The 12438-nt window shown below is 47.1% G+C and carries 11 protein-coding genes; 3 read left to right on the top strand and 8 right to left on the bottom strand.

What is annotated here, in order from left to right:
- Positions 1–10: 10 nt before the first annotated feature.
- Complete coding sequence (locus T499_RS0106240) at positions 11–1237, top strand: MFS transporter (RefSeq protein WP_033150271.1); 1227 nt, start codon at positions 11–13, stop codon at positions 1235–1237.
- Positions 1231–2013 carry a uroporphyrinogen-III synthase gene (locus tag T499_RS0106245; protein ID WP_033150272.1) on the top strand — a complete coding sequence of 261 codons (783 nt, stop codon included), beginning with the start codon at positions 1231–1233 and terminating at the stop codon, positions 2011–2013. Before T499_RS0106240 ends, T499_RS0106245 begins: the two co-directional genes overlap by 7 nt.
- A gap of 2 nt (positions 2014–2015) precedes the next feature.
- Here T499_RS0106245 and T499_RS0106250 read toward each other — a convergent pair whose 3' ends face one another.
- From T499_RS0106250 to T499_RS0106270, 5 genes are all read right to left on the bottom strand, one after another.
- Positions 2016–2825: a DUF3108 domain-containing protein gene (locus T499_RS0106250; RefSeq protein WP_028906408.1), complete on the bottom strand. Its 810-nt coding sequence runs from the start codon at positions 2823–2825 to the stop codon at positions 2016–2018.
- Entirely contained in the window at positions 2822–4774 is a 1953-nt protein-coding gene (locus T499_RS0106255) for an Ig-like domain-containing domain (protein ID WP_033150273.1), read from the bottom strand. The genes T499_RS0106250 and T499_RS0106255 overlap by 4 nt, the downstream gene beginning before the upstream one ends.
- On the bottom strand, positions 4771–6279 hold the full coding sequence (locus T499_RS0106260) for a GH3 auxin-responsive promoter family protein (RefSeq protein ID WP_033150274.1): 1509 nt from the start codon (positions 6277–6279) through the stop codon (positions 4771–4773). The genes T499_RS0106255 and T499_RS0106260 overlap by 4 nt, the downstream gene beginning before the upstream one ends.
- A gap of 73 nt (positions 6280–6352) precedes the next feature.
- Complete coding sequence (locus T499_RS0106265; RefSeq protein WP_033150275.1) at positions 6353–7621, bottom strand: porin family protein; 1269 nt, start codon at positions 7619–7621, stop codon at positions 6353–6355.
- 20 nt (positions 7622–7641) lie between these two features.
- Positions 7642–8190: an RNA polymerase sigma factor gene (locus T499_RS0106270; protein WP_033150276.1), complete on the bottom strand. Its 549-nt coding sequence runs from the start codon at positions 8188–8190 to the stop codon at positions 7642–7644.
- A 149-nt stretch (positions 8191–8339) separates the two neighbouring features.
- Here T499_RS0106270 and T499_RS0106275 point away from each other — a divergent pair, with 149 nt between their 5' ends.
- Positions 8340–9662, top strand: coding sequence for a serpin family protein (locus T499_RS0106275; RefSeq protein WP_198021251.1), 1323 nt, complete (start codon positions 8340–8342; stop codon positions 9660–9662).
- A 90-nt stretch (positions 9663–9752) separates the two neighbouring features.
- Here the strand turns inward: T499_RS0106275 and rnc are convergent, their stop codons facing one another.
- The 3 genes from rnc to T499_RS0106290 form a co-directional block, all read right to left on the bottom strand.
- A complete protein-coding gene (gene rnc, locus T499_RS0106280) occupies positions 9753–10778 on the bottom strand; it encodes a ribonuclease III (protein ID WP_033150278.1) in 1026 nt (341 codons plus the stop codon).
- Positions 10768–12030, bottom strand: a complete 1263-nt coding sequence (gene fabF, locus T499_RS0106285; RefSeq protein WP_033150279.1) for a beta-ketoacyl-ACP synthase II — start codon at positions 12028–12030, stop codon at positions 10768–10770. Before fabF ends, rnc begins: the two co-directional genes overlap by 11 nt.
- Before the next feature lie 67 nt (positions 12031–12097).
- The gene (locus T499_RS0106290) at positions 12098–12334 is read right to left on the bottom strand and encodes an acyl carrier protein (protein WP_013065488.1); all 237 of its coding nucleotides are present in this window, start codon (positions 12332–12334) and stop codon (positions 12098–12100) included.
- Between the last annotated feature and the right edge of the window lie 104 nt (positions 12335–12438).

The raw sequence follows: 12438 nt of genomic DNA on the forward strand, positions 1-12438 counted from the left end.
CAATAGTTTCATGGCTACTCCCACCAGCGTAAATAATGTAAGAAAACTGAATCTCGCTACGTTCTTCTGTCTCTACATAGCGCAGTTCATCCCATCCACATTTATCACCACATCCATGCAGGTTAGTATGCGCCAGGCCAATTACGGTCTGGCCACTATTGGCTTGCTGCATCTGGTGCATATCCCTTGGCTCATTAAGTTTCTTTGGGCCCCTATGGTAGATCGCCAGTGTTCTCATCTGGCCAGCTATCGCCGTTTCATCCTGCTAATGGAGTCGGTCTATGCCCTTTCAATCATGTGTATCGGATTCTTGGATATCTCCTCCGATATCTACTTTATCTTTGTGTTAGTTTTTATATCGATGTTTGCATCGGCTACACAGGATATTGCTACCGATGGTTTGGCGGTGAGGGCTTTTGGTAAGGGTGATCATAGTGCTGTGAATAGTATGCAGTCGATGGGACGTTACGCTGGTGCTTTCTTAGGTAGTGGTATCTTTATCGTGATGCTCGACCATTTTGGTTGGAGTGTTGTTTTCCCGCTGTTGGGATTGGTGGCCTGGTTCATGGTGGTGCCTTTGCAGTTTAATAAGAAGATACATATCGAGCCACGTTCGCCCAAACAGCGTGCCAAGCTGATGGATTTTATGTGGTTCTTCTCGCGCAAGGAAATTATCCCACACGTGATCTTCCTGTTGCTCTACTTTATGGGTATCATCGGCATTATTGCCAATGTGCGCCCTTATATGGTTGACTTGGGCTATAACATGAAGGAGATAGGTGTGTGGTTTGGTATGGTGGGTACAGCCACATCGTTTGTGATGGCTTGGGTGGCCCATGTGCTAATCCGTCGTATCGGTATGTATCGAGCTCGCTTAATGGTGGCCTTCATGATTGTTACAGCTCCGCTATATTTCCTGCTGCTAACGTTTATTTCGCCTACACTCCCCCTATTGGTAGGTGGTTTGCTGCTGGTAAAAACATGTCATGCCTTTGCGTCGATTGTGGTTTATACCACAGCGATGGATTGTGTACGCGATGGACGTGAGGGAACCGATTTCACCATCCAGGTGGTTGTGGTTCATCTCAGTTCGTCGCTCATATCGATTATTTCGGGTGGCGTTGGCGAGTGGCTCGACTATCGTGGCCTCTATCTCATCGAGCTAGGCATTGCGCTCGTAAGTCTGATTTATGTAATTCGTGTGTTTAAACCTAATCAGATGCTGGCCAAATGGTAAAACGTATTTTATTTACAGCTCCTGACACCTATCATGTAAGTTTGCACGAGGCTTTTGGCAAACGCCCCACATGCAGCTTCCATCCCATGTTTGTGCCTTTTATCAGCAGTACCTTACTGCCCCCTGGTGGCACTTTCCTGCCGTTCTGTAATCAGTTGGCATCGTACGATTATATTATCTGCACAAGCATCATGGCCGTCAGGGCACTTTCCTCTGCTGGTGTCGACAGATCGCTTATTGATGGTAAGGTAGTAGCCATAGGTAAAGATCAGAAAGTCGTGCAGGAGTTTCTGGGTGTTACAGTGGCATTACCACATGCCAAACCCAGTTTGATGGGGATTATCGAGGCTTTGGAAAGCGAACAGGCACTACAGTCGAAGCGTATTGCTGTGCTGTGGCCTAAATATAGCGGACTGCCTGTTCCGCCAACGATCACCAATTTCCAGAATGCCCTAAGCGCAACAGGTGCCGACGTATCATATGTATATTGCTATCGTACCACAGCTATGAGCGATGAGTACTATGCCGAAACAGCCGATGCCCTACGTAGCGGTAATATAAACGCTGTAGCCCTCACCAGTGGTGGCGAGGCCTACGTATTATCAAGAATTATGAAATTTGCCGAAACACAGGGCCAGCCTGTTAACGTGCCTATCTACTCGTTTGGTCCTTACACCACACGATGCGCTGAGGAGGCTGGCTTAAACGTAACAGGCACCTCCCCCAATCAATATAGCTTTTCTGACTTTATTGATTATCTCGAAACAGAGATATAACCCTATTTGATTTTCGAGGTCATCGCGCTGCGAACACCTTTATAATTATTCAGGTAGGCCTTGGCACTTCCGAACGAAAGGAACATGTCGAGGCGTACTGGTATATGGTTCTGATCGTCGGTGATATAGAAGCGGATAAGCTCGTGACTTTTTCCGTCCTCGCGCTCATAGAACGACATTACCAGGCAACGGAATTTCTCCTTTGAACCATTCATCTTGAAGGTTTCGCGACCACGGAACTCCAACCACGAGTTAGACAGATTACGTGCATCGCTGATAGGGGTGGGGATAACCTGACCCTTCTTCAGTTTGGTGGCATCGAAGTTGCGGGCACGCAGGAAGATCGACATCATATCGTAAATACAGTTACGATAGGTGCTGGTTTTCCAATGCTGCTCGCCATCGGCATCAATACGGTGCTTCTTCAGCTGACAGTTGCCGTTAGGATAGGTGTACCATATCTCATCTACATAGTATCTGCTACCTTCACGGGCGCCTTTGCGGAAATACATTGGCGAAAGATCGGGATTGCAGTACGACAGCAAGGTATCGCGCATAGTGAAGTACTTGTCGAGCTTAGAGTTTCCACGTGTAATCAGGTACGATTTCCACGCATCCTTGCCCTCAAACTTGGTCATCTTAGTATCCATCTGGGCCGATCCAACCTTTACCCAAATAAACTGCCAGTTAAAGTAAAGGTCGTACTCCAGGCTCTCGCCGCTCTTAAAGGCGGTATTGGCAATTCCACACTGGGCATGGGCCGAGAGACCTGTGCCAAGCATAATCATCAGCGAAAGAATTATCTTCTTCATTTCTTGCTATCTACATTTATGCCCTTATCCTTCAGGTATTCTATACCCATTTGGCGGGCGCGTTCTACATTTCTGTTCTTTAGTTTCTTAGCTGCCTCTGGTTTCTGTTTGGTAATCTTCTCTGGCTTTTGTTTGTACACGGGTACAGCCGTTACATTCCAGTTAAGATTCAAATCCCATTTGGCTTTGCCTTCTATCTCTTTGGGATAGTAATAAACAGCCTCTGCCTGTCGGCCTTCGGCATAGTCTCCTGTATCCCAGATGCCGTTACCATTACTATCGATAAAGGCACTTACGTAATACTTCTCGGGTTTAAGGAATTTAAATTCGGCCACATGGTTATTTACGCGGGCCAGTTTTACTACTTTATCCGAACCGTTAAGCAACTGAACCACCATGGCAGAATCTTCTATACCCGAGATGTTAAGTTTCAGCGTGCCGTATTCGTCTTCGCCCTTAACCTTGATGCCTTGTTTATAGGCATTAGATACTTTGCCATAGATATCTACGAAAGCTGCAGAATCTATCTCAAGGCTATACTCTATGCCTGGTCGCCAATCGGCCAGAATCTGGTAACTTCTGATCTGATGGGGTATAGGCTCCATGCGGCAATCTGATTCGTACCATACAGAGTCGATCATCGAATAGAGATGAACCGCAGCTGTGTCGCAATGCTGCAAAGGTGTAGGCATTTCAACCTTAATGACCTTATCGGGATCCATCTGTGATGGCACATCGAACTTGGGCTCCAAGGGTTTCTCGTGCCATACGGAGTCGTAAGGCATATCACGTTTCTTTTTCTTTTCCTGCTCCTTCATCCACTGGTCAATCTCCTTGGCTTTTTCCTTCTGTCGCTTGGCGTATGGAGTTTTAGCCAGCGATTCGATGGAATCCGTTTGGTTAATGAGCATACCTGTAGAGTCGGAAATCTGATAGTTGATCTCCATACGTAGGGTATCCTGATTAATCAGTGTGGTATCGCGCAACCAGTAATGGATGGTGTCTTGTTTCTCGTTTGTCTCGATTACAAAAGCATCGTTACTGTCGAAATTTAAACCCTTGATAACTGGCAGGTCGGGATGACCATAGCTGAAGTACATCGAGAACTTATTGGCTTCTACGCGTTCGGTCTTGATAAGGAAACGATCGGTAAGCACGTGGGTGAATGCCAACAGTGTGATATCATCGGGCAGGAAGTGGGTGTAAGGCACTTTTATCAGCGCATCGATATGCAACGAGTCGCGCCAAACGGTGTCGGTTCGCACGTCGGGCTTAGAGCCAGGCTCGAAGGTCTGCTGGTTAAAGGCAATCATCTCACTCTTCTGTGTAAAGCGGAAGTCGCCATCGGCATCCTGCAGGGCATAAGCGCGATAAGTGCCAGGAGCCACACCTTTTACTACAAAGTGTCCACGACTGTCGGTACGCGATACACGCAGCATAGGTTTGGTTTGGAAGGCAGAATCAGCCAGATCATTATACAAGCCTACCATGATGCCCTTGATGGGTTCGAGATTGCTGGCATCGAGCACATAGCCCGATACTTCGAAAGTATCAATCTTTTCGCCTGTGGAGAAGCTATAGGTATAGCTACCCATAGGGTTATTCTCGTTGTTATCGCTGATGGCATCGCTGAAGTCGATGGTATAAGTGGTATTCGCCATCAGTGAGTCCTGCAGTTCCACTACAATTTTTTTACCCGCAGCCTTGATGTCGGGTACTTCCAACTGTGGGGGCGACACAATCACCTTGTTGGTTGCGTCGGTAAGTTTGATATACTCATCAAACAGGATGGTAATCTTCTTGGTGTTCACGTTGGTGGCCTGATCGGCAGGTGTAGCGCTTAGAACCTTTGGTGGATCGTCGTCGTACCAACCGCCATCGGGCTGTCCCATGCGGGCACAACCAATCATAGCCAAAGCTATACTGCAGATATAGAGGAGTTTCTTCATGCGTTCAACTTCAATAATTGTTCGATATGTTCGCGAGAGTTGCTAAGGCGAGGCACCTTGTGCTGTCCGCCTAACTTGCCTTTCAGTTTCAGCCAGTCGTTAAACAGATTCTCGCGTGCCTCGATAATCTCAAGGTGCTGCAGCGTAATATCTTTATAACGTTTAGCTTCGTAATCGCTGTTGATTTCCTGCAGATGCTTATCAAGCAGATCGCTGAACTGCTGCAGATTGGCAGGGCGCTTCTTGAATTCGATGAGCCACTGATGGCGGCACTTGGCGTTCTGGTCCATAAACACAGGGGCAGCGGTATATTCCGAAACCTCGGCACCTGTCTGTTCGCAAGCATAGGCCAGTCCCTTTTCGGCATTATCTACTATCAGCTCCTCGCCAAAGGCATTAATAAAATGCTTGGTGCGACCAGAGATGATAAACTTGTACGGATTGGTAGATGTAAACTGGATGGTGTCGCCGATTTCATAACGCCACAAACCACAGCTGGTTGAGATAACCATAGCGTAGTTTTTACCTGTTTCTACACCCCACAATGGTACGATGGTTGGATTCTCCTTGCCAATTTCGTCCATTGGTATGAACTCGTAGAACACATCGTAGTCGAGCATCAGCAGCATCGACTTGTCCGATGGATCGTTCTGCAGGCCGAAGAATCCCTCGCTGGCATTATACGTTTCCATATAGTGCATGTTGGGCGAGGTAATGAGCTGTTCGTACTGTATGCGATAAGGCGTAAAGGCCACACCACCATGGAAGAACACCTCGATGTTAGGCCATACCTCTTCAAGATGTGTTTTGCCTGTTATCTCCATCATGCGGGTTAGTACAGAGAGCATCCACGAGGGTACACCCGAAAGGTTGGTTACGTTTTTGTTCATGGCCTCGCGGGCAATACGGTCGCGCTTAATCTCAAAGTCAGAAAGCAGAGCTGTCTGTTTCTTCGGCACACGAACCAGATTGGCCAACGGGTTGATATTCTCAATCAGGATGGCGCTCAAATCGCCAACCAGAGAGTCTTTCAGATTATAATTAGGTGCATGACTGCCACCAAGAATCAGTCCCTTACCATCGAACATGCGCGACTTAGGATTGTTTTGCAGATACATGGCCACAGCATCAAATCCGCCACGATAGTGTATGCGTTTTAGTCCCTCTTTGCTTACAGGGATGAATTTTGATTTATCGTTGGTAGTGCCCGATGATTTGGCATACCATTTTACACGACCTGGCCACAGCACATCTGTTTCGCCATGACGCATGCGATCTATCGATTCTTTGAGTTCTTCGTAGGTATTTACGGGGATGTGTTTGGAAAAATCATCGTAACCTTTTATTGATGCAAAGGCATGATTTCGTCCGTATTCCGTATCTTGGGCTTCAGCCACCAGTCGGCCCAGCACAGCTTCTTGGAGTGCTTTGCCTTGGTTGAAGTGTTTCTCGAGTTCCTTTTGTCTAGGCTCGAATACTTTTCTTACAATCTTTGTTATACTCATGTTAATAATTGCGCAATCTGCCTGCAAAATTACGCAATTCCGTTGTAAAGGGGGAATATTTTTCGTTTTTTTATCATTTAAGATGTAATCTTAATCCAAACTGGATAGATGGTGCCAGCGGATGCTCTTTGTAATAATGCTGCAAAGAGGTTCCGTCGTTAAAGTAATAACCCAGCGCAGGCTCAAGGTAAAGTCCGAACTGGCGTGTGATATTATATTCGGCACCAGCAGCGGCATTAAGTGAGAACTGCCAGGGGCGCTGGTCGATATCGCCATCGGATACTTGAGCGTCGATACATTTCTCGAGCAAGGCGGTACCCGCTAGATAAACATTAAGATTACCGGTGCTCCATATGTTCCATGATGCGCCTACGGGAATGCCTAAGTATCTGAGTTTCTGGATGTAATTATTACTGTTGGTAATAGGTGTGATAAACTCCGACTCGAGATAGGTATAGCTGATACCACTATGCAAAGCGATGCGATTGCTAAGTTGATACTGTAACGAGAGTCCGAATCTAACAGGCAACTTGTGTTTCGAAACTACATCGGGCAGGGTGTACATATTGGTAAACGAAGAAGTTTCGCCGAACTTGATGTAGTCGGTAACAATAGTACCGCCGTTTTTGCCTAAATCAACATCGCTGTTAACTGCGTAATTCGCATCGCTATTCAGGAATTGTCCACCCATAGTGTTTCCTAAATTATTACTCGCCATCAACAAACCGTTCGAACCGTTCAGTCCGATGGTCCATTTATCTGTATCGATTGATTTTGAGCGGGTTTCGCTTGGATTGATAACATCAGGCAGATAGGTTTGTTTCTTTTCCTGCGACGCAATAATTTTGGTATCTTCTGATACCTGCTGATGATTGTCAGTAGCATCTGGAGCGTTTTCGTTTGTAGCCTCTTGTAAGCTATTGTCTGTCACCTCCTGCAGATTTTCGCCTGTAGGTAGTTGCTGTTCGTAAAACTGGGGTTGGGGCTGACACTTCGTTCCCATAGTTTTTTCTACCTTATGATCATTTGTCGCTTGAGCCAGAAGTATTGGTTCTTCTGACGGCATTGCTGGCTTGTCTGCTTCGGCTTTAGGTGCCATCACTTTCTGGCTGTTAGCCGTTAACTGGGGCTCTTGGGTATCAAACTGATAAACGGTAAAGCATCCAACAATCGCTAGGATGGCAGCTGCAGCCACCCAATACCAGCGGCGCATAGAAACAGTCTTTGCTGGGGCTGAAACAGGGGCAGACTCAGACTCAGTCTGGAGTTGCATCTCGTTACTGATGCTCTCCCAGAGTCCGGCTGGTGGAGTCATCTGGTGCCCCTCCAGTTTTTGTTTCATTTGTTTCGTCCAATCCTCTTTCATTCCTTATCGATTATTATTTCCTTTATTCTGCGTGCCAGCCATTGCTTGGCGTAATGGAGCTGAGAGGCCGATGTGCTCTCCTTGATACCTAGTAGTTCGGCTATCTGCCGATGCGAGTAGTCTTCAAATACATACAGATTCAGTACCGTTCTGTATCCATCAGGTAGTTCGCTTATCAGCTGATGCAGCTGGTCGGCCGAAATCTGCTCTGTTGCAGGGGTGTCGTCTGCTATATCCGCTTGCTTCTGTTTTATCTCGTCCTGCTCTACAAACAGCAGTTTCTTCTTGGTCCTTAGGAACATCAGCGCCTCGTTTGCTACAACCCTCATCAGCCAGCCTTTGAACGCCTCTTCGCCGCGATACTCAAGCGATGGGATGGCGGTGAATATCTTTATAAAACTGTTCTGCAGCACATCCTTCGCATCGTCGCTATTGGGTATATAGCGGTAGCAGACCGATGATAGCTCACCAATATACATCTGGTAGAGCTCGCTCATCGCCCGTTGGTCTTTATTCCGTATTCGCTCAACGAGTTGATTGACCATTTTCTGCTTACGTTCTATGATTAAGAATTCAAAAGTACTGAAATCTTGTATGAGAATAGAAAGTTTTTAGATTCTTTAACATTTTTCTATACAAGAATCGCTTAAATACTGCATTATTATAGCGAAATGAACCTAAAATACGTATGAATATGAAGAAAAAGTTTTTTTTATTATCAGCCATTATGCTGAGTGGAGTCATCCTTTCGAGCCTCCTTTCATGCAGCTCGTCAGAAGAGATTGAGCAGCTCGAACCCAAGCAAGTTGTAAACATGCTGGGTGAATCAAAGCCTATACAGCTAACTCAGGAGCAGAGTGTGTTTGTAAACGACAACAACCAGTTTACGCTGAACTTCCTGAAAACCGTTAACGAAACGGATCGTAGCAGTAAGAGCTTTATTTACTCGCCACTCAGCATCACCTACGCCTTAGGAATGGTGAACGATGCAGCTATCGGAAAGACGGAAGAAGAGCTGGAGCAGACCTTAGGTTTCCACCAGGGAGGCATCAAGGCCGTGAACGACTACTGCAAGAATCTTATCGATAATCTGCCAAAGGTTGATGGCAAGGTAACGCTTAACATCGCTAACGCCATTTTTCTGAACGAGAAATACAAGCTGAAAAAGCAATTCGAGAAGGATGTCGCCGACTATTACGATGCTACGGCCGAGGCGCTGAACTTTGCAGAGACAAAGAAATCGGCCGACGTTATCAATAATTGGTGCAACGACAAGACCAACGGTATGATAAAAGACATCATCGCCGAGATTGAACCTACGGCAGTATCCTATCTGCTGAACGCTATCTACTTCAAGGCCGACTGGGCTTCGAAGTTTGATGCGAAGAACACCAAGGATGAGTTGTTCGACGGCAAAGGCAAGGTGCCCATGATGCACCAGAACGTGCTGATATCGTATGTGAATAACGGGCTCTACTCAGCCATCAAGATGCCTTACGGCAATGGATATTGGAACATGACGGTGATGCTGCCCGAGGAAGGCAAAACCATTGATGACGTCATCGAGCATCTGTCGAAAGTGGGTTTTGCCGATGTGGAGAGTTTCTGCGGAACGATGGGCGGCGTGTTTGAGCCCTACGAGGTTGATCTGAAGCTGCCTCGCTACGAAACGGAATCGGATACAGATAGTAAGGAGGTTGGCGGACTCATCCCGTTGATGCAGAAGCTGGGCATCCATCTGGCTTTCGACTGTGATTTCTCCGAAATCCCCAATATGTGCGAGAATGGCAACCTATATATAAGTATGATGCGCCAGAAGGCAAAGATTAAGGTGAGCGAAGAAGGATCGGAGGCCGCTGCTGTAACCATCGTTGGTGAAAAATTTACTTCTTCTTATCCGTCAGAGCCGCCAGTTTATCCTAAGGCTACCTTCTACGCCAACCGCCCGTTTGTTTATGTCATTCGCGAGCAGTCGTCGGGTGTTATCCTCTTCGTAGGAAAATATACAGGGGCTTAGCAGAAATCTTTCACACCCTGAAACATAAAGAGCCTAAGGAGGAAAAGTAAATCTCCTTAGGCTCTTAATATTTCTGCCACTTAAGTTTTCTTATTCTGCGAAAGCTGCAGCTTCAGCTTCGGCTATGATTTCCTCGCGCGATTTCTCTTTATGAGAGATGTCCGAGAGGTCGAATTCCTTATCTGAAAAATCTATTGCTGGCTTCTTCGAAGGTTGTGGGGCTGGTTGTTTTACCAACTGCTCTTCAACCTGTTCTGTTTCTGCTGGCTGCTCGATGATAAAGCTCTGTTGCTCCTTTTCAGGATCGGGCACAGCCATTGCCGGCTCTTCTTCCATCTGCGTACGGGCAGTCTTGGCAGCAAACACAGCATCTACAAACTGTGGTTCGCGCTTCAGGCGCTGCAGCGTGTCTTTCGACGCCTTCTGCTGCGCCTCTTTCTTTGAGTAGCCTGAGCCACTCTCGCCATTCACGCCCTCGATGATGACCATATAGGTGAATACCGGGCTGCCGTTTTCGTCTTTCTTCTGCTTTGTGAGCTTGTACTCCAAACGCACACGATTTTTCTGGCTCCATTCAAGCAGTTTCGACTTGAAGTTTACCTCCTTGAATGCAACCTTATCGATGTCAATGAACTTGCCCAGTACCTGATGCTCGAAGAACCACAGGCAAGCCTCGTAGCCACGATCCAGATAAATGGCACCTACCAGCGCCTCGAAAGCATTACCCTCAACATAGCTGTTGTGCGAGGTTGAATGACCTGCTGATATCAGCAGATTGCTCAATCGCATTTCGGTAGCCAACTTTCCAAGCGTTTCGCGGCTTACGAGTTTCGATCGTGTGTTGGTGAGGAATCCCTCGCGCTTACCCTCATAATGACGGTAAACGATATAACCCACAGCAGCATCGAGTATAGCATCACCCAGGAACTCCAGTCGCTCGTTGTTCAGCGGCTTGCCCTTGTCGTTGCGCTTGCGGATGCTCTTGTGCATCAGCGCCATCTTGTAATACTCGATATTGTGGGGGTAGAATCCCAATATCTCATAAAGAGAAGAAAAAAGCTCCTTCTCCTGACGGAAAGGGAGCTTTATTCTATCTATGATGTTATTAAGCCTCATACTTCTTGAATACTACACATGCGTTGTGACCACCAAAGCCGAAGGTGTTGCTGAGTCCAGCACGTACCTCGCGCTTCTGAGCCTTGTTGAATGTGAAGTTCAGGTTGTAATCAATCTCAGGATCCTCGTCGCCCTCCTCGTGGTTAATTGTTGGAGGAACGATATCGTTCTTAACAGCCAGCACTGTTACCATTGCCTCTACAGCACCAGCGGCACCCAGCAGGTGACCGGTCATCGACTTGGTAGAAGAAATGTTGAGCTTGAAGGCTGCATCGCCGAATACCTCCTTGATGGCCTTGGCCTCAGAGATATCACCAACGTGAGTTGATGTGCCGTGAACGTTGATATAATCGATGTCCTCAGGATTCAAACCTGCGTCCTCAAGAGCGTTCTGCATAACGAGCTTAGCGCCCAGACCCTCGGGGTGAGAAGCGGTGATGTGGTGAGCATCTGCGCTCATACCAGCACCTACCATCTCAGCGTAGATCTTAGCACCACGAGCCTTAGCGTGCTCCAGTTCCTCGAGAATCAAGCAACCAGAACCCTCAGCCATGATAAATCCATCGCGGCTTGCGCTGAATGGACGGCTGGCCTTCTCGGGCTCGTCGTTACGGGTTGAAAGTGCGTGCATGGCATTGAAACCACCTACACCTGTAGCGCAGATAGCAGCCTCGGCACCACCAGCAACGATAGCGTTTGCCTTACCCAGACGAATCAGGTTGAAGGCGTCGGCCAGTGCGTTTGATGAAGATGCACAAGCTGAAGCTGTGATATAGTTGGGGCCGTGGAAGCCATACATAATCGAAATCTGACCTGCTGCGATATCAGCAATCATCTTGGGGATGAAGAAGGGGTTGAACTTAGGACCATCGGCCTCGTGAACACCATAGTACTTTACCTCGTCCTCGAAGGTCTTAATTCCACCGATACCTACGCCGTAAACCACGCCGATACGGTTCTTGTCTTCTGTCTCCAGATCCATGCCACTGTCTTCAACAGCCTGCTTAGCAGCAATCAGGGCCAGCTGAGTGTAGCGGTCCATCTTACGTGCCTCTTTGCGGTCCAGGAAATCGTTCACGTTGAGGTTCTTTACCTCACAAGCGAACTTAGTCTTAAAATTTGTTGTATCGAAACTTGTAATAGGTGCTGCACCACTTACTCCGTCGAGCAGGTTCTTCCACATCTCATCGGGAGTGTTGCCCACTGGCGTAACGGCGCCCAGACCTGTTACAACTACTCTTTTTAATTCCATAAGCTTAAATTAAAGCATAATGGTTGCTTCTAAGTGTTAGAAAGCAACCATTATGTTGTGAACAAATTTATTTTGCGTTCTCCTCGATGTAAGCGATGGCGTCGCCAACGGTACCGATCTTCTCAGCCTTATCATCGGGAATTGAGATACCAAACTCCTTCTCGAACTCCATGATCAGCTCAACGGTATCCAGTGAGTCTGCACCCAGGTCGTTTGTGAAGCTAGCCTCTGCCTTTACTTCAGCCTCATCTACACCGAGTTTGTCTACGATAATTGCCTTTACTTTGCTTTCAATTTCTGACATAATTGTAATAATTTAATTGTTAATAATGATGTTGCTATCTTGAAATTTTTGACGGCATTACGCCGAAATCGGGTGCAAAGTAACACAATTTCTTTCACTTACGC

Origin of the sequence: Prevotella sp. RM4 (assembly GCF_000701965.1) — a bacterium.
Taxonomy (GTDB): domain Bacteria; phylum Bacteroidota; class Bacteroidia; order Bacteroidales; family Bacteroidaceae; genus Prevotella; species Prevotella ruminicola.

Coding starts and splice junctions, on each gene's coding strand:
- T499_RS0106240 (WP_033150271.1), top strand. CDS start 11: ATGGCTACTCCCACCAGCGTAAATAATGTAAGAAAACTGAATCTCGCT.
- T499_RS0106245 (WP_033150272.1), top strand. CDS start 1,231: ATGGTAAAACGTATTTTATTTACAGCTCCTGACACCTATCATGTAAGT.
- T499_RS0106250 (WP_028906408.1), bottom strand. CDS start 2,825: ATGAAGAAGATAATTCTTTCGCTGATGATTATGCTTGGCACAGGTCTC.
- T499_RS0106255 (WP_033150273.1), bottom strand. CDS start 4,774: ATGAAGAAACTCCTCTATATCTGCAGTATAGCTTTGGCTATGATTGGT.
- T499_RS0106260 (WP_033150274.1), bottom strand. CDS start 6,279: ATGAGTATAACAAAGATTGTAAGAAAAGTATTCGAGCCTAGACAAAAG.
- T499_RS0106265 (WP_033150275.1), bottom strand. CDS start 7,621: ATGAAACAAAAACTGGAGGGGCACCAGATGACTCCACCAGCCGGACTC.
- T499_RS0106270 (WP_033150276.1), bottom strand. CDS start 8,190: ATGGTCAATCAACTCGTTGAGCGAATACGGAATAAAGACCAACGGGCG.
- T499_RS0106275 (WP_198021251.1), top strand. CDS start 8,340: ATGAAGAAAAAGTTTTTTTTATTATCAGCCATTATGCTGAGTGGAGTC.
- rnc (WP_033150278.1), bottom strand. CDS start 10,778: ATGAGGCTTAATAACATCATAGATAGAATAAAGCTCCCTTTCCGTCAG.
- fabF (WP_033150279.1), bottom strand. CDS start 12,030: ATGGAATTAAAAAGAGTAGTTGTAACAGGTCTGGGCGCCGTTACGCCA.
- T499_RS0106290 (WP_013065488.1), bottom strand. CDS start 12,334: ATGTCAGAAATTGAAAGCAAAGTAAAGGCAATTATCGTAGACAAACTC.